Here is a 15,635-nt window from a genome sequence, read left to right as displayed (position 1 = left end):
TTGGTGACTTTTCGTGGCATAATTAATGCGTTTCACTTGCTGATCTGGCGATCCTCCTGCGTTTTCCCGCCGCCGGACCCCTCTTGCTGCCCAACCGGGTGGCACCCCTGCTTGAAGGATAGGCTGAAATGACGATCCGAGTTGCTCTGAATCATGTGACCCATTACCGCTTCGATCGTCCGGTTTCCCTTGCGCCGCACGTGTTACGGTTGCGCCCGGCTCCCCACAGCCGCACCCCGATCCATGCCTACTCCCTGCGGATTCTCCCCGAGACCCACTTTCTCAACTGGCAGCAGGATCCTTTTGGCAATTACTTGGCGCGGCTGGTCTTCCCGGAACGGGCCCGGGAGCTGCGCATCGAAGTGGAGGTGATCGCCGACATGACGGTGATCAACCCCTTCGATTTTTTTGTCGAGGAGTCGGCGGAGAACTATCCCCTTACCTACGATCCGCAGCTCGGCAAGGAACTCGCCCCCTATTTCGAAAAGAGCGAGAAGGGGCCGCTCCTCAGTGCCTGGCTGGAGAAGGTCGACCTCAAGAAACGGCGCAGCATCGACTTCCTGGTCGAGCTCAACCAGCGGGTCAAGGACTCGGTCAACTATTCGGTGCGCATGGAGCCGGGGGTGCAGAGTTGCGAGGAGACCCTCGGCCGGGCGATCGGCTCCTGCCGCGACTCGGGCTGGCTGCTGGTGCAGATCCTGCGTCACCTCGGCCTGGCGGCTCGCTTCGTCTCCGGGTATCTGGTGCAGCTGACCGCCGATGAGAAATCCCTCGACGGTCCATCGGGACCCGAGGCCGACTTCACCGATCTCCACGCCTGGGCGGAGGTCTACCTTCCCGGCGCCGGCTGGATCGGCCTCGACCCGACCTCGGGACTCTTCGCCAGCGAGGGTCACATCCCCCTCGCCTGCACCCCGTCCCCGGGAAGCGCTGCTCCGGTCGATGGGGCGATGGAGCCCTGCGAGGTCAGCTTCGAATTCTCCAACACGGTTCGGCGCATCCACGAAGATCCCCGCGTCACCAAACCCTACAGCGACGAGCAGTGGGCCTTTATCGACGCCCTCGGCGCCAAGGTCGATGCCGACCTGCTCGCCGGGGATGTGCGCCTGACCATGGGGGGCGAGCCGACCTTCGTCTCCATCGACGACATGGAAGGGGCCGAATGGAATACCCGCGCCGACGGTCCCCACAAGCGCAAGCTCGCCCATGAGCTGACCCTGCGCCTGCGCGCGGCCTTCGGGCCCGGGGGGGTGCTGCACTTCGGCGAAGGGAAATGGTATCCCGGGGAGCCGCTGCCGCGCTGGGCCTATGGCTGCTTCTGGCGCAAGGACGGCGTCCCGGTCTGGCACAACCCCAAGCTCCTCGCCGATCTCACCCGGGATGACGGCGCTACGGTGGTGGACGCCGGCCGTTTCGCCCGCCAGCTCACCAAACGGCTCGGCATCAACCCCGGCTATCTCGTTCCCGGCCACGAGGATGTCTTCTATTACCTCTGGAAAGAGGGGACGATTCCGGCCAACTGCGATCCCCTCAAGGCCAACCTGAAAGATTCCCTGGAGCGCCAACATCTCACCCGGCTCCTCGACCAGGGATTGGGCGAGCCGATCGGCTTCGCCCTGCCGCTCAAATGGCGGGCCGATGCCGGCGGCTGGCAGAGTGGCCGCTGGGATTTCCGCCGCGGCGCGATGTTTTTGGTCCCCGGCAACTCGGCAATGGGGCTGCGCCTCCCCCTCGATTCGATCCCCTGGGTCGCCCCCGAGGAGCGGGAACCGCTGGCCGAGAACAGCCTCTTCGCCGAGCTGCCGGAGCTGGGCGATATCCACGGCGAGGTCGCCCGGCGCTACAGCCGTTTCGAGCCCGAACTTCCGGCGCACCCCGAGCTGCAACCGCAGTCGCCGGCCGACAGCGGCCAGCAGTTGGTGGAGATTCCCCATACCGCCCTCTGCGTCGAGGCCCGCGACGGCCGGATTCACCTCTTCCTGCCGCCGCTGGGGATGTTGGAGCACTACCTCGACCTGATCGCCAGCATCGAGGCGACCGCCGCCGACCTCTCCCTGCCGGTGGTGATCGAAGGGTACGAGCCGCCGCGCGACTGGCGCCTGGAGCGGCTGCTGGTCACGCCCGATCCTGGCGTCATCGAGGTCAACATTCACCCGGCGGCGAGCTGGCAGGAGCTGGTGAGCAATACCACCACCCTCTACCAGGAAGCGCGCCTGGCCCGCCTCGGCACCGAGAAGTTCATGCTCGACGGGCGTCATACCGGCACCGGCGGCGGCAACCATATCACCCTCGGCGGCGCCACCCCGGCCGACAGCCCGGCGCTGCGGCGTCCCGACCTGCTGCGCAGCCTGGTCACCTACTGGCAGCACCATCCGGGGCTCTCCTACCTCTTTTCGGGGATGTTCATCGGTCCCACCAGCCAGGCGCCGCGGGTCGACGAGGGGCGGGACGATCTCCTCTACGAGCTCGAGATCGCCTTTCAGCAGATGCCGGAAGGGGAGACCCCGGCCCCCTGGCTGGTCGATCGCCTGCTGCGCCACCTGCTGGTCGATATCACCGGCAACACCCACCGCTCCGAGTTCTGCATCGACAAGCTCTACTCCCCCGACAGCAGCGCCGGCCGCCTCGGGCTGGTCGAGCTGCGGGCCTTCGAAATGCCCCCCCACGCCCGCATGAGCCTGGTCCAGGCGCTGCTGCTGCGCACCCTGGTCGCCTGGTTCTGGAACACGCCCTACAAGCACCCGCTGATCCGCTGGGGGACCGAGCTGCACGACCGCTTCCTGCTCCCCCACTACGTGCGCCAGGACCTGAAGGACGTCGCCGCCGACCTGCAGCGCGCCGGCTATCCGTTCCAGCTCGAATGGCTCGATCCCTTCTTCGAATTCCGTTTTCCCCACTACGGTACGGTCCAGATCGACAACCTCGAACTGGAACTGCGCTTTGCCATCGAGCCCTGGCACGTCCTCGGCGAAGAGGTCAGCAACCAGGGGACCGCCCGTTTCGTCGACTCCTCGGTGGAGCGGCTGCAGCTGCGGGTCTCCGGCCTCACCGAAGGGCGCCACGTCGTTGCCTGCAACGGGCGCCGGCTGCCGCTGCGCAGCACCGGGCGCAAGGACGAGTTTGTCGTCGGCGTCCGCTACCGGGCCTGGCAGCCCCCCTCGGCGCTCCATCCGACCATCAAGCCCCACTCGCCGCTCGTCTTCGATGTCATCGACACCTGGAACGGCCGCTCCATCGGCGGTTGCTCCTACCATGTCGCCCACCCGGGGGGGCGCAGCTACGATATCTTCCCGGTCAATGCCTTCGAGGCCGAGTCGCGGCGCATCAGCCGCTTCTGGGACAACGGCCATACGCCGGGGCCGCTGCAGCCGGTTCCGGAGCTCGCCAGCCTCGGCAAGTTTATTCCCAGCGGCAGTCCGCCGCGCCCGATGGCGCCGCCGCCCGAGGATGTCAACGAAGAGTTCCCCTACACCCTCGACCTGCGCCGCGGGCGGGGGTAGCTGCATGCAGTCAGCCATCGGTGAAAGGTCGGCATGAAGATGCCAGATGAAATGAGCGGCGGCAGCGGCGCCCAGTACTATGCGACCCGTCTCGGCACCTATGACGAGATGCAGGCGACCGCCGGCGCAGTATTGCCGCACTGGGAGCAGTTGCTGAAATCGCTGGCGGCCTTCGGCGGCCAGGGGCTGGCACGCCGGCGCCAGGAGGCGGAACGCCTGCTGCGGGAGAACGGGGTCACCTACAACGTCTACAACGACCCGGAAGGAAACCTGCGCCCCTGGCAGCTCGACCCGATTCCCCTCCTCCTCGGCAGCGAAGAGTGGCTGCGGCTGGAGCGGGGCCTGCAGCAGCGCGCCGAACTGCTCGACCGGGTCCTTGCCGACCTCTATGGCGAGCAGGCGCTGATCCGCGACGGGCTGCTGCCGCTGGAGCTGGTCCACTGTCACGCCGGGTTCCAGCGCTCCTGCGTCGGCGTGCCGGTGGTGGGGGGGCGGCACCTGGTCCTCTACGCGGCCAACCTCGCCCGCGGCCCCGAAGGGCGGATGTGGGTCCTCGACGATCGCAGCCAGGCCCCCTCCGGTGCCGGCTACGCCCTGGAAAACCGCACCGTGATGACCCGCATCCTGCCGGGCCTCTTTCGGGACGCCCAGATTCAGCGCCTCGCCCAGTTCTTCCGTTCGCTGCGCCTCGCCCTGGCCCGGCTGGCGCCCCACAACCGCGATGACCCCCGGGTGGTGGTGCTGACCCCCGGTCCCTTCAACGAGACCTACTTCGAGCAGGCCTACCTCGCCGCCTACCTCGGCTATCCCCTCGCCCAGGGGGATGACCTGACGGTGCGCGATGGCCGGGTCTGGCTCAAGTCCCTGGAGGGGCTGCAGCAGGTTGACGTCATCCTGCGACGCCTCGACGATTCCTTCTGCGATCCCCTGGAGCTGCGTTCCGACTCCCTGCTCGGGGTTCCGGGCCTGGTCGAGGCTGTGCGCCGCGGCCACGTCGCCATCGCCAACCCGATCGGCAGCAGCCTGCTGGAGAACCCCGGATTCCTCCCCTTCCTCCCCGGCATCGCGCGCCACCTGCTCGGCGCCGAGTTGGAGCTCCCGGCAGTCGCCACCTGGTGGTGCGGCCAGCCACGGGAACGGGAGTTCGTCCTCGCCAACCTCGGCGAGCTGGTGATCAAGACCATCCACCGCACCCCCGGCAAGTCGTCGGTCTTTGGTGGCAGTCTCGACCAGGCCGGTCTGGCGCTCTGGCGGGAGCGGATCCGGGCCAAGCCGCACATGTATGTCGGCCAGGAGCGGATCAGCTTCTCCACAGTCCCGTCGCTGGTGGGGGAGGGGGTCGAACCGCGGCACGCCATCCTGCGCACCTTCCTCGTCGCCCGCGAGCAGGACTACCTCGCCATGCCCGGCGGGCTGACCCGAATCGCGCCGGCGAAGGAGAGCTTCTCGGTCTCCGGCCAATCGGGGGGGGTGAGCAAGGACACCTGGGTGCTTGTCGACGAGGTCGAAAAGCTCTCCACCACGACGCCCGCGCCGGAATCCCCTGGCACGGTGCAGCCGATGCTCGGGCCGTTGCCGAGCCGCTCCGCCGACAACCTCTTCTGGGTCGGCCGCTATACCGAGCGGGCGGAGAGCAGCGCCCGGCTGGTGCGCACCATTCTCAACAAGCTCGACGAGCAGCAGGAGATCGACGACCCCGGCGACGCGATCTGTCTTGAGCACCTGCTGCGGGCAGTCACCCACCTGACCAGCAGCTATCCCGGCTTTGTCGGTGAAGGGGGCGCCTCGCGGCTCTCGCAGCCGCTGCCGGAATTGCGCTCCCTGCTGCTGAACGAACAGCGCCCCGGCTCGCTGCCGGGGACCCTGGTCGCCTTCAGCCGCGCCGCCTTTACCGTCCGAGATCTCTGGTCCAACGATGCCTGGCGCGTGGTGGACGAAATCCAGCAGCAGTGGCGGCAGGTGCAGTCCTGGCCCCCGGGCGAAGCCCCCGAGTCGCTGCAGGACTCCCTCGACCAGTTGATTCTCAAGCTGGTCGCCTTTTCCGGCCTGACCACCGAGAGCATGGCCCACGACTCCGGCTGGCTGTTGCTCGATATCGGCCGGCGGCTGGAGCGGGCCAAGCTGACCACCGCCCTGCTGCGGGCGACCCTGGTCTCCTGCCATCACCCGGCGGTGGTCGGCCAGGTTCTCGAGGCGGTTCTCGCCACCACCGAAAGCCTGGTGACCTTCCGCCGCCGTTACCGTTCCCACCTGCAGCTGCCGGCGGTCCTCGAACTGCTGCTCCTCGACGAGAAGCATCCCCGGGCCCTTGCCTACCAGCTGCGCAAGCTGCAGAGTCATATCGCCTTCCTGCCGAAATCAAAGGCCTGGCCGACGCTGCAGGAAGATGAACGGCTGGTGCTCGAGGCCTTCACCCGGGTGCGCCTGGCCGATGTCACCCGGCTGGCGACGGCAGCCGAAAGTGATATCTTTGCCGACCTCGATGATCTGCTCGACGGGGTCACCTCCCTGCTCGCCCAGCTCTCCGATGCTCTGACCCGGGCCTATTTCAGCCATGCCCAGGGGCCGCGGCTGCTGGCGGCCGATCCGCTGGAGGTGGAGTTGTGAATTACCGCGTGGTGCATCGCACCGAATACAACTACAGCGAGCCGGCCTCCCTCTGCTACAACGAGGCGCGCCTGCAGCCACGCCATTCGCCGCGCCAGCGTTGCCTGCGCAGCGTCCTCGCGGTCGACCCGGCGCCGGTCGACTACCGCGAGCGGGTCGATTTTTTCGGCAACCGGGTCGCCTATTTCGCGATTCAGCAGCCGTACGAAAAGCTGGTTGTCACCGCCACCAGCGAGGTCGCCCTGAGCGAGGAGCAGGAAGCCTTCGTCTTCGGCAGCGACGTCCCCTGGGAGCAGGTCCGCGACCAGCTGCGCAGCGACCGTGCACCGGAGCTGCTCGCTGCCCTCGCCTACGCCCAGGACTCGCCGATCATTGTCACCGACGGCGAGATGGCCGATTATGCCGGCGACTCCTTCCAGGCAGGCCGGCCCCTGGTCGAGGCGGTGGAGGATTTGATGGGACGGATACACCGCGACTTCAGGTATTCGCCCGGCGTCACCACGGTGGCGACCCCCCTCTCCGAGGTCATCGCCCATCGGCGCGGCGTCTGCCAGGATTTTGCCCATTTTGCCATCGGCTGCCTGCGCGCCCAGGGGCTCGCCGCCCGCTACGTCAGCGGCTATCTCGAAACCCTGCCGCCGCCGGGGCAGGAGAAGCTGGTCGGCGCCGACGCCTCCCATGCCTGGTTTGCCGTCTTTCTCCCCGGCAGCGGCTGGGTCGATTTCGACCCGACCAACAACCTGCGCCCGACGCAGCGTCACATCACCATCGGCTGGGGGCGGGACTTTGCCGACGTCACCCCCCTCAAGGGGGTCGCCTTCGGCGGCGGCAAGCAGAAGCTGAAGGTGTCGGTCGATGTGCAGCCGCTGGGAGGGGAATTTGAATTTTGAATTTTGAATTTTGAGTCCGGCCTGCCGGTGAAGACCTTGTTGTGAGAAAGGATGGTCCTGCATGAATTTTGACAATTACCAGACCGATGGATTCTACGACGAGATGTTCGACGCCGATGGGACGCCCCGTCCCGGCGCCAATCTGGTGGTGGAGCGGATCAATTCTCTGCCGGCGGAGGAATTGACCCGCCGCCAGCGCGCTGCCGAGCGGGCGCTGCTCCACCTCGGCATCACCTTCAGCGTCTACGGCGACGACTCGGGGACCGAGCGGATCTTCCCCTTCGATATCGTACCGCGCATCGTCCAGGCGGGCGAGTGGGCGGTGATGGAGGCCGGGCTCAAGCAGCGGGTCCACGCCCTCAACCTCTTCATAAACGATGTCTACAACGACCAGAAGATTCTCAAGGACCAGGTTGTCCCGGCCGACCTCGTCTTTTCCGCCGACGGTTTTCGCAAGCCCTGCCTCGGCCTCAAGCCGCCGCAGGGGATCTGGTGCCACATCACCGGCACCGACCTGGTGCGCCACGCCGACGGCCAGTATTACGTCCTCGAGGACAACCTGCGCTGCCCGTCCGGGGTCTCCTACGTGCTTGAAAACCGGCTGGTGATGAAGCGCACCTTCCCGATGGTCTTTGACGCCTGCAGCGTCCTGCCGGTTACCGACTACCCGAGCCGGCTCCTCGACCTGCTGCAGTACCTGGCACCGAAGAAGGTGCGCGACCCGCTGGTCGCGGTCTGGACCCCCGGCGTCTACAACTCGGCCTATTTCGAACACAGTTTTCTCGCCCAGCAGATGGGGGTGCAGCTGGTCGAAGGGCGTGACCTGGTAGTGCAGCGCGGCAAGGTGATGATGCGCACCACCAAGGGGCTGGAGCGGGTCGATGTCATCTACCGGCGTATCGACGACGACTTTATCGATCCCGCGACCTTCCGCCCCGACTCGATGCTCGGCGTTCCCGGCCTGATGGCCGCCTACCAGGCCGGCAACGTGGCGCTGGCCAACGCCCCCGGCACCGGCGTCGCCGACGACAAGGCGGTCTACGCCTACGTCCCCGACATCATCAAGTACTACCTCGACGAGGAGCCGATCCTTCACAACGTGCCGACCTATGCCTGCTGGCGCCCCGACGACCTCAGCTACGTCCTCGAGCACCTCGGCGAGCTGGTGGTCAAGGCGGTCAACGAGTCAGGAGGCTACGGCATGCTGGTCGGTCCCCACTCGACCAAAGAGCAGCAGGCCGAGTTCGCCGAGCGCATCAAGGCCAAACCGCGCAACTACATCGCCCAGCCGACCCTGGCCCTCTCGCGGGTGCCGGTGATGGTCGACGATCACTTCGAAGGGCGTCACGTCGATCTGCGCCCCTACATCCTCTACGGCGAGGAGACCTACGTCCTCCCCGGCGGTCTGACCCGGGTGGCGCTGAAGAAGGGGTCGCTGGTGGTCAACTCCTCCCAGGGGGGCGGCAGCAAGGATACCTGGGTCATCGACAGCAGCTGCCCGCTGACCATGCCGGCGAATCCGCCGCTCAAAGAAGGAGGGGGCGAGCCATGCTGAGCCGCGTCGCCGAATCGATCTACTGGATGAACCGCTACATCGAGCGCGCCGAGAACGTCGCCCGCTTCATCGATGCCAGCTATCACATGATCCTCGACCTGCCGCGCGGGGCGAGCGAGCAGTGGGAGCCGCTGGTCGCCACCACCGGCGACGACGAGCTCTTTGCCGAACATTACCAGGGGATGACCCGGGACAACGTCCTCCAGTTTCTGACTTTTGACCGCAACAACCCCAACTCGATCCTCTCCTGTCTGCGCGCGGCGCGCGAGAACGCCCGCTCGGTGCGCGAGCACATCAGCTCGGAGATGTGGCAGCAGGTCAACACCTTCTACCTGATGGTCAACGAGGCGGCGCCGCGGGGGCTGAGCATGGACCTGCCGCACCAGTTCTTTGTCGACATCATGATGGCGAGCCACCTCTTCGTCGGCATCACCGAAAGCACCATGACCCACGGCGAAGGGTGGCACTTCGGCCGCCTCGGGCGGATGCTGGAGCGCGCCGACAAGACCTCGCGCATTCTCGACGTCAAGTATTACATCCTGCTGCCGTCGGTCGATTACGTCGGTACCCCCTTCGACAATATCCTCTGGGCGGCGCTGCTCCGCTCGGCGAGCGCTTTTGAGATGTACCGCAAGCGCCACGGCCGCATCGACCGCGAGAAGATCGTCGATTATCTGGTGCTCGACACCAAGTTTCCGCGGGCGATCCACTATTGCCTGACCACCGCCGAAATCTCCCTGCGCAACATCACCGGGCGCCCGCGCGGCTCTTTTTCCAACCTCGCCGACAAGACCCTCGGCAAGCTCCTCGCCGATCTCGACTACATCACCATCGAGGAGATATTGAACGGCGGCCTGCACGAATTTCTTGACAGCACCCAGACGCGCATCAACAATGTCGGCGAAGCCATCTCCGAAACCTTTTTCGCCCTGCACCCCCTCGGCGAAACCGGCCGATCCTCCAAACAGGAGCAACTGCAATGACCTTTTGCCTCGGCATGCGCACCAGCGCCGGGCTGGTCGGTATCGCCGACACCCGTATCACCTCCGGCTACGAGGCGATCACCGCCAAGAAAGTCACCATTTTCCACGCCGAGAAGTCGGCGATGTTCCTGATGACCTCCGGCTTGCGCTCGGTGCGCGACAAGGCACTGACCTACTTCGAAGAGTTCATCGAGGCCCAGGAGGTCCCCTTCGATCGCCTCTACAAGGCGGTCAATGCCTTCGCCGAGATGATCCGCAAGGTCGCCGAGGAGGATCAGCCGGCGCTCTCCAAAAGCGGCCTGATCTTCGACATCCACTGCCTGATCGGTGGCCAGATGGCGCGGGACGCCGAGCCCAAGCTCTACCTCCTCTATCCGCAGGGGAACTGGGTCGAGGTCGCCAAGGGGACCCCCTACTCGATCGTCGGCGCCAGCGGCTACGGCAAGCCGATCCTCGACCGTACCTTCACCTACGACGACCCCCTCAACTTCGCCCTCAAGGTCGGCATCCTCGCCTTCGACTCGACCCGCATCAGCGCCACCGACGTCGATTTGCCGGTGGACGTCATCATGTACGAGAAGGATTCCTTCCGCATCGTCGAGCACCGCTACGGCCAGGAGGATCTGCGCGAGATTTCCAACTGGTGGATGGAGCGCCTGCGCTCGTCAATCTTCGAGCTCCCCTCCGAGTGGATCGACCGCATTCACGCCAAGCTGGCAGCGCCGAACCAGGCGGCGTTGTGTCCGGTGGAGCGGAAAGAGAAGGCGTTCGAGGAGGAGTGACCAGCCCGATATTGACGGCAACCGGTCAAAATTCTAAAACCCACAACTTGACATTGAGGGACGTTTGTGTACTCTGTGGTGTACACGAATGGAGGTCGTCATGAAATTTCTAAGTGTTCGCGATTTAAGAGGCCAATCCGCAAAGGTTTGGAAAGAACTCCCTGGAGAGCGGGAAATGGTGATTACGAGCAACGGCCGACCCATTGCCATTCTTGCGGCGATCAACGAATCAAATCTTGAAGAGGCTCTTTCGGCATTCCGCACTGCACGTGCGGTCGAAGCAACTGCCTATCTCCAGCGCCGGTCAGTTGAACTGGGAACAGATCGGATTTCTCTGGAGGAGATCGACAGCGAGATCAAAGCAGTTCGCGGTAAACGCCCGCGATGAAAATCGTCCTTGACACAAATGTTTTGGTCGCCGGCCTACTGTCGCCTTTTGGTCCTTGCGGGGAAGTTGTTCGTATGGTGTCGTCTGGCGAATTGATACTCGCCCTTGATGCCAGAATCCTGACGGAATATCAGGATGTCCTTGCTCGACCCAAATTCAGATTTGATCAGGACAAGGTTGCAGCCATGCTTGATCTCATAGAACATTACGGCAGCATCGTCGCGGCTTCCCCCCTCAAGCAACCGTTGCCAGACCCCGATGACGAGCCATTTTTGGAAGTCGCCATCGCCGCTTGTGTAGCGTGTCTTATCACTGGCAACCACGTACATTTTCCGTCTGAGTCCTGCCAGGAGGTGACCGTTCTCTCTCCGGCTGATTTTCTGGCGTTCTACAGGCAGCACAGACCCTCCGGGGACGTTGTTCAATAGTTGACTAGCCTGTTTCGGATGCTAGTCTTTCAGCATGCCAAGAGCCGCTCGCCTCGATATTCCCGACTTGCTTCAACACGTCATCTTCCGCGGTGTCGACCGTTGTGATCTCTTTCGCGACGACAACGACCGCCGGCGATTTCTTCATAATCTTTCACGTCTTCTCATTCAGACCGGCACCGAATGTTTCGCCTGGGCGTTGATGACCAATCACGTCCATCTCTTGCTTCGTCCCCGCCAGACCTGCCTCGCACCCTTCATGCGTCGGTTGCTCACCGGCTATGCCATCTATTTCAACCTCCGGCACAAGCGTTCCGGACACCTCTTTCAGAATCGTTACAAGTCGATTGTCTGCGATGAGGACACCTACCTTCTGGAACTGGTTCGTTATATCCATCTCAATCCGTTACGGGCCGGGCTGGTGACGGACTTGACGGCGCTGGACGACTGCCCTTGGTCCGGCCATGCGGTTATCATGGGGCAGGGCGTTCTGCCAGGTCAGTCTGTGGATGATCTCCTTCGCCTCTTTGCCAGGCGTGAAGGCGAAGGACGGCGCCGCTACCGTCAATTTGTCGCCGATGGAGTTGAACAAGGAAAACGGGACGATTTGACCAGCAGCGGTAAGCGGCGCCTGGAGAACCCCGATGATCCGTATGACGACCGGATTCTGGGCGGGGGAGATTTTGTCGAAGACCTCCGCGGGCGCCGGGGGTTGGCTGCGGAGCTGCCGTCCCGTCTCGGCATCGCTGAACTGATCGCCAAGGTCTGTGATCGTTTCACCGTCGATTCCGCTCTGTTGCGGGAGAAGAGCCGCGCGGTGGGGGTCGCCGAGGTTCGCGGTCTCGTTTCGTATTTGGCCACCCGTTATCTTGGTCACAGCGGTGCCGCGGTGGGGAGGCAACTGGGGTTGAGTCGCTCCGGGGTGAGTATGGCTGTCCGACGGGGGGAACTATTGATCAAGAACGATCCGGCGCTGTTGTCGCTAATCGACTGATGAACGTCCCCGGTTTTGCGCTACCCGGAATTGCAGGCCTCGGAATCCTCAACGCTGTGCCCGGTACCCTTGTGGAATCCCCTCCTTGCTCAGCACGATCTGCCAGAGTTGATTGACCCGGGCGCGGAAGGCTCCGGCACAGGAGAGGAGATAGTAGCGCCACATGCGGTGAAAACGTTCGTCGTAGCGGCTGCGCAGCGCCGGCCAGGCCGCTTCGAATTTGCGGTACCAGGCCATCAGGGTCAGATCGTAGTCGGGGCCGAAATTGTGCCAGTCCACCAGCACAAAGACCTTCTCCAGGGCGCGGGCGATCTGTCCGGGCGAGGGGAGAACGCCGTTGGGAAAGATGTAACGCTCGATCCAGGGGTCGGTGGTCGCTGTCGGTCGGTTGCCGCCGATGGTATGGAGCAGGAAAAGTCCATTATCAACCAGGCAGCGGGCAACGACCTGCATGAAGGTTGCATAGTTGCGCGGGCCGACGTGCTCGAACATGCCGACGGAAACGACCCGATCGAAAGGTTCGTTGAGCGCGCGGTAGTCCTGCAGGCGGATTTCCACCGGCAGATCGTGGCAGAGTTCCCGGGCCAGCCTGGCCTGCTGTTCGGAGATGGTCACCCCCACCACGCTGACGCCGTAACGTTCGGCGGCAAAGCGCGCCATCGCCCCCCAGCCGCAGCCGATATCGAGCAGACGCTGCCCGGACCGCAGATGCAACTTGCGGCAGATCAGGTCGAGTTTCTGCTCCTGGGCGATTTCGAGGTCGGCGGTCTCCTTTCAGTAGCCGCAGCTGTAGTTCATGCGCGAATCGAGCATGGCCCGGTAAAGATCGTTGCCGATGTCGTAATGGCGCTTGCCGACCTGGCGGGCGCGGGCAACCGATTGGCGATTGCAAAGCCGCGCCTTGCAGGACGCCCAGAGCATGCCGAGGGTCCGCACCTTTGCATCCAGCCCCGCCTGCAGGACCCGATGGAAGAATCGGTCGAGGGCCTGGCAGTCCCACCAGCCGTCCATGTAAGCCTCGCCCAGGCCGAGGCTCCCTTCGGCCAAAATCCGTCGGAAGAGGCGGGTATCGTTTACCTCGATATCCCAGGGCCGGTTACCGTTCACCCGGACTCCGGCCAGGTCGAACAAGGCCTCGACCCGGTCCCGAAACGATTCCTCGGCCGTTTTCGCCCACTGCGGTCTTGCCAGGGGCTCCATCGGTCCAGGTTCCATCGATGCTCCTCCTATCGACAAGTCTGCCGCCGCTCCAAATAAACGACCCCGCAGCACGCTACGGGGTCGTTTATTCTTCAACCCAAGTCTTGCTCCTGAAAAGCTCGGTCGATACGGCCAGACCGGCAAGATTCAGGATCGCAGCCGGTTTACCCCGTTATTCGTTTGAACTTCTTTACCATCGTAGCATTCTCAGCCCTTTTTGTGACAGCCGGTACAGGCGGTCGGGGCATTGCCGCCCATGACCTGGTGGCACCCCTTGCAGAGCGTATGGGCGGAGGTCTTGTCGATGGCGATCTTCTGGGGTGGGTCGTTAGTGTGGCACTTGCTGCAGTCGAGTCGGGCGGCATGGGTGGCATGGGTGAAGGCGACCTTCCCCATCGACGCCGGGTAGGTGATGACTTCGGGCGCCTTCGGCGCCGGTGCTGGCGGCGGGGTCAGCGAATCGGCGACCACGGTCGCGGCGGCAGCGACTTCCTGCTTCGCCTTGGTGACAGTTTCCTCGACTACGGCTTTGCTCTCCGTTGCGACCTTGTCGGCCTCCTTGGCCACGACCTTGGCTCCCTGGACCGCCTCCTGCTCAACCTTGTTAAGGCTGGTTTCAACCTGCTGCGTCATCTTCTCTCCCGCCGTCGCGGGGGCCGGTTGCGTCTCCTGAGCCGCTGGCTGGGCCGGCTGCTGGACGGTGGCAGGCGTCGGTTGCGTCTCCTGCGCCGATGGTTTGACCGGTTCCTTGACGGGGGCAGGCTCCTGGGAGCAGGCCCCGGCGAGGAAGGTGATCATCACTGCCATGAGCAAGGTCGGGATGAGTCGCATCTTCTTCTCCTGGTTGGGGTTGGGAATCGATAACTCTTGCAAGGGTATCACCTCCACGCCCCAGCGCCAGTGGCGCTGCCCCTCGATCACTGAGGCAATACCAGCAGGGTCCAGCCTGGCCAGGCTGGACCCTGCTGGTATGCGTACTTGGGATGGCCACCTAGCCGCTGCTTCTACTTCTTTGCTTTCTTCAGCGCAAAACCGACCAGCGCCTCCGGCGCGATCACCCGGAAGGTGAAGGATTCGGTCATGAAGAGGTGGATCTCCTCGGCGGTGTGGTGGTGGTAGCCGATGGCGAAATCCTGGCCGATGGTCAGCTCGAGGTCGCCACCGCGGGTGGCGGCAAGGAGCGCGTCCTTGACGGTGGCGGAGTAGATCACCTGGCCGCCGAGCTGCTGTTCGAGCAGGCTGCGCAGGGTGCCGCCGGGGGTGCTGCGGGCGAGAAATTTCCAGATCTCGGGGCTGACCACGAGGTGGGCGGGGCCTTCGACGCCGTCGCGCAGCAGCTGCGCCTGCCCTTCGGAGACGGCATCGACGAAGGCGTCCATGTGCAGCTCCAGCGAAACCGGGCGGGATGGGATCTCGGCATGCAGCCCCTTGATGCCGGCCTCCTTGAAGCCATGGAAGATTGCCTTCTCTTCAAATCCGGCGATCTCGCGGGCGGCGGCGACCAGAGCGTCGAGCTGGGTGTCCTTGGCCCCGCGGTCGATATTGTCGAGCTCCCACTGCCTGAGGACAAAGTTGACCCGGGTTTCGATCAGCGGCAAGACCTGGTGGATGCCGTAGCGTACGCTGCCGTCTTGCTGGCCGGAGGGGAGGGCGAGGCGGCCGAGGTTGACGCAGGCGTGGGCGATGCCCTGGGGGCCATCGAGGTCGACGAATTTGCGCGCCGAGAGGGTGGCGACCAGAGCCTCGCGGGCCATGGCGTCGATCTCGGACCAGGCATTGGGGGTAACAGGGGCGAGTTCGCGTCTGAGCAGGTCCATGAGCATCTCCTTGGCAACGGGTGGAACGGCAGCGGCCGGGGTGGCGTCAGCCGGCGGCGTCCGTCGCTATTTTTTGAGGCTGCCGACACCGATGCCGCCGCCGCCCTGCTTGGCGGCCGGGGCGGGTGCAGCGTCGGCGGGAGCGGCGCCGAGGAATTCCTCCTCCACTTCCTGCGCCCCCTGCTGATAAAAAGTCTCCTCCTCCGGGTCGAGCTCCCTAAGCAGGCGCAGGAACTCACCGGCATGGACCCGCTCTTCGTTGGCGATGTCGATCAGCACCTGCTGGGCGAGGGTGTTGTCGGTCGACTCGGCGAGCTGCATGTAGAGCTGGATCGCCTCGTACTCGGCGGAGACCATGAAACGAATGGCTCGCACCAGCTCAGGCTGGGTCAGCAGGCGGTCGTGCTTGAGGCCGCTGAAGGGGTGTCCAAAGTCGGGCATGGCTAAACCTCCTAAAAAGATGATGGATGCAAGGGGTGGCGCCGCAACGC

General features: G+C 64.5%; 12 protein-coding genes and 1 pseudogene. 9 read left to right on the top strand and 4 right to left on the bottom strand.

Annotated elements, in window-relative coordinates:
* Window positions 1–128 precede the first annotated feature (128 nt).
* The 9 genes from ACYQ8E_RS06330 to ACYQ8E_RS06290 all read left to right on the top strand — a co-directional run bounded on the left by ACYQ8E_RS06330 (window position 129) and on the right by ACYQ8E_RS06290 (window position 12,127).
* Window positions 129–3,500 (top strand): transglutaminase family protein, encoded by a 3,372-nt coding sequence (locus ACYQ8E_RS06330; protein ID WP_459860434.1) that lies wholly within the window; start codon window positions 129–131, stop codon window positions 3,498–3,500.
* A gap of 33 nt (window positions 3,501–3,533) precedes the next feature.
* Window positions 3,534–6,107 (top strand): circularly permuted type 2 ATP-grasp protein, encoded by a 2,574-nt coding sequence (locus tag ACYQ8E_RS06325; RefSeq protein ID WP_459860433.1) that lies wholly within the window; start codon window positions 3,534–3,536, stop codon window positions 6,105–6,107.
* Window positions 6,104–6,997, top strand: coding sequence for a transglutaminase family protein (locus ACYQ8E_RS06320; RefSeq protein WP_066727698.1), 894 nt, complete (start codon window positions 6,104–6,106; stop codon window positions 6,995–6,997). Before ACYQ8E_RS06325 ends, ACYQ8E_RS06320 begins: the two co-directional genes overlap by 4 nt.
* A gap of 61 nt (window positions 6,998–7,058) precedes the next feature.
* Window positions 7,059–8,552, top strand: a complete 1,494-nt coding sequence (locus ACYQ8E_RS06315) for a circularly permuted type 2 ATP-grasp protein (RefSeq protein WP_066727697.1) — start codon at window positions 7,059–7,061, stop codon at window positions 8,550–8,552.
* Complete coding sequence (locus ACYQ8E_RS06310; RefSeq protein WP_066727696.1) at window positions 8,546–9,535, top strand: alpha-E domain-containing protein; 990 nt, start codon at window positions 8,546–8,548, stop codon at window positions 9,533–9,535. The genes ACYQ8E_RS06315 and ACYQ8E_RS06310 overlap by 7 nt, the downstream gene beginning before the upstream one ends.
* A complete protein-coding gene (locus ACYQ8E_RS06305) occupies window positions 9,532–10,317 on the top strand; it encodes a proteasome-type protease (protein ID WP_066727695.1) in 786 nt (261 codons plus the stop codon). The genes ACYQ8E_RS06310 and ACYQ8E_RS06305 overlap by 4 nt, the downstream gene beginning before the upstream one ends.
* Window positions 10,318–10,417: 100 nt before the next feature.
* Entirely contained in the window at window positions 10,418–10,705 is a 288-nt protein-coding gene (locus ACYQ8E_RS06300) for a prevent-host-death protein (RefSeq protein ID WP_066727694.1), read from the top strand.
* Window positions 10,702–11,133: a putative toxin-antitoxin system toxin component, PIN family gene (locus ACYQ8E_RS06295; protein ID WP_082820324.1), complete on the top strand. Its 432-nt coding sequence runs from the start codon at window positions 10,702–10,704 to the stop codon at window positions 11,131–11,133. Before ACYQ8E_RS06300 ends, ACYQ8E_RS06295 begins: the two co-directional genes overlap by 4 nt.
* A 34-nt stretch (window positions 11,134–11,167) precedes the next feature.
* Entirely contained in the window at window positions 11,168–12,127 is a 960-nt protein-coding gene (locus tag ACYQ8E_RS06290) for a transposase (protein WP_066727692.1), read from the top strand.
* 48 nt (window positions 12,128–12,175) lie between these two features.
* Here ACYQ8E_RS06290 and cfa read toward each other — a convergent pair.
* The 4 genes and pseudogenes from cfa to ACYQ8E_RS06270 form a co-directional block, all read right to left on the bottom strand.
* Window positions 12,176–13,327, bottom strand: a pseudogene (gene cfa / locus ACYQ8E_RS06285) (cyclopropane fatty acyl phospholipid synthase).
* A 207-nt stretch (window positions 13,328–13,534) separates the two neighbouring features.
* The gene (locus ACYQ8E_RS06280; protein ID WP_231875329.1) at window positions 13,535–14,200 is read right to left on the bottom strand and encodes a cytochrome c3 family protein; all 666 of its coding nucleotides are present in this window, start codon (window positions 14,198–14,200) and stop codon (window positions 13,535–13,537) included.
* 131 nt (window positions 14,201–14,331) lie between these two features.
* A complete protein-coding gene (locus ACYQ8E_RS06275) occupies window positions 14,332–15,144 on the bottom strand; it encodes a family 1 encapsulin nanocompartment shell protein (RefSeq protein WP_066727691.1) in 813 nt (270 codons plus the stop codon).
* Between the two features lie 66 nt (window positions 15,145–15,210).
* The gene (locus ACYQ8E_RS06270) at window positions 15,211–15,585 is read right to left on the bottom strand and encodes a ferritin family protein (protein ID WP_066727690.1); all 375 of its coding nucleotides are present in this window, start codon (window positions 15,583–15,585) and stop codon (window positions 15,211–15,213) included.
* Window positions 15,586–15,635: the final 50 nt, after the last annotated feature.

Source organism: Desulfuromonas carbonis (assembly GCF_054658035.1).
The sequence above is the reverse complement of the archived record's forward strand: the minus strand, read 5'-3'. Positions and strand labels throughout refer to the sequence as shown.

What these genes read in the sequence shown, in the direction of transcription:
- ACYQ8E_RS06330 (WP_459860434.1), top strand. Translation starts at nt 129, where the DNA reads ATGACGATCCGAGTTGCTCTGAATCATGTGACCCATTACCGCTTCGAT.
- ACYQ8E_RS06325 (WP_459860433.1), top strand. Translation starts at nt 3,534, where the DNA reads ATGAAGATGCCAGATGAAATGAGCGGCGGCAGCGGCGCCCAGTACTAT.
- ACYQ8E_RS06315 (WP_066727697.1), top strand. Translation starts at nt 7,059, where the DNA reads ATGAATTTTGACAATTACCAGACCGATGGATTCTACGACGAGATGTTC.
- ACYQ8E_RS06310 (WP_066727696.1), top strand. Translation starts at nt 8,546, where the DNA reads ATGCTGAGCCGCGTCGCCGAATCGATCTACTGGATGAACCGCTACATC.
- ACYQ8E_RS06305 (WP_066727695.1), top strand. Translation starts at nt 9,532, where the DNA reads ATGACCTTTTGCCTCGGCATGCGCACCAGCGCCGGGCTGGTCGGTATC.
- ACYQ8E_RS06300 (WP_066727694.1), top strand. Translation starts at nt 10,418, where the DNA reads ATGAAATTTCTAAGTGTTCGCGATTTAAGAGGCCAATCCGCAAAGGTT.
- ACYQ8E_RS06295 (WP_082820324.1), top strand. Translation starts at nt 10,702, where the DNA reads ATGAAAATCGTCCTTGACACAAATGTTTTGGTCGCCGGCCTACTGTCG.
- ACYQ8E_RS06290 (WP_066727692.1), top strand. Translation starts at nt 11,168, where the DNA reads ATGCCAAGAGCCGCTCGCCTCGATATTCCCGACTTGCTTCAACACGTC.
- ACYQ8E_RS06275 (WP_066727691.1), bottom strand. Translation starts at nt 15,144, where the DNA reads ATGGACCTGCTCAGACGCGAACTCGCCCCTGTTACCCCCAATGCCTGG.
- ACYQ8E_RS06270 (WP_066727690.1), bottom strand. Translation starts at nt 15,585, where the DNA reads ATGCCCGACTTTGGACACCCCTTCAGCGGCCTCAAGCACGACCGCCTG.